Genomic DNA, 872 nt, shown 5'->3' with positions numbered 1-872 from the left:
CTCAGAAATACTGTAGGTGAAATGATTATCGAGCGGAAGCGGCAAAATGACATCAATAAAGAAAGGCATCCGGAGGTTTTAGACAAAAATAAGAGAATTGAAAGCAAAAAAAACCATCCTGTAAGAATGGTTTTTATTGGAGTATTTTAATAGATTTACTTTCCTGCCAAAAGATCTTTTTTAAGACCTCCATCTGCAGGATTATTGGATAACCAAATCCCAAAAAGAGCTCTTTTAATCTCTTCTCCTTTGACTACACCCCGTTCCTCGCCATTTTTATGAGCCACAATTCCCCGGGAGGGAACATAAACAAGATCAAAATAATCGTTCTTCTTTATTTCTTCCTTAAAGAATCCTAAAAGGCTATCGATCTCCTTTTGAATAGGAGCTGTATTACCATTAGTAGATTTCTCAAAACCGTCGGTCACTGCCTCTACCATTTTCTCACTGGTAATAAGTTTTGAAACAATGTGAAGCCTAATAGCCATAGGTTTGTCAGAATTCAGCACCTCCTCTGCATTGGAAGTTTTTGTCTCAAGATATAACCCGGCGGCATAGAGATCTATCCATAGCCTCTCCCGAACCCCGGCTCCATTAAGATGCAACGTATGTTTTTCGAATTTTTGAGTTGCTGGAAGAGTTACTCCCCCAACCTCTTTTTGAGCTACGGCAGTAGATGAAACTACAACGGCCATTAATAATAGAAGCAGATTTTTCATAATTGAGTGTTTGTTTAAAAGTTATTTTTTTTTCGTTTTAGCCTCATTAAAGAGGCATTTAATTCAAAACCGAGCAACAATATATTGGAATTTATCCAGATATACACCATCAAAATCAACAGAGCACCAATCGAGCCATAAAGCTCATTATAA

General features: G+C 37.3%; 2 protein-coding genes. Both read right to left on the bottom strand.

All coding sequences use genetic code 11. The annotated features are described in order from the left end of the window. Nucleotides 1-155: 155 nt before the first annotated feature. Nucleotides 156-719 carry a chalcone isomerase family protein gene (locus HC175_RS15445; RefSeq protein WP_168139347.1) on the bottom strand — a complete coding sequence of 188 codons (564 nt, stop codon included), beginning with the start codon at nucleotides 717-719 and terminating at the stop codon, nucleotides 156-158. Between the two features lie 14 nt (nucleotides 720-733). Next, the coding region (locus tag HC175_RS15440; RefSeq protein ID WP_168139346.1) for a YhjD/YihY/BrkB family envelope integrity protein at nucleotides 734-872 on the bottom strand (139 nt) is incomplete at its 5' end.

It is taken from the genome of Salinimicrobium oceani (genome assembly GCF_012037645.1).
Note: the sequence above shows the minus strand (reverse complement) of the source record. Positions and strands in the feature narration are given on the sequence as shown.

Coding starts and splice junctions, on each gene's coding strand:
- HC175_RS15445 (WP_168139347.1), bottom strand. CDS start 719: ATGAAAAATCTGCTTCTATTATTAATGGCCGTTGTAGTTTCATCTACT.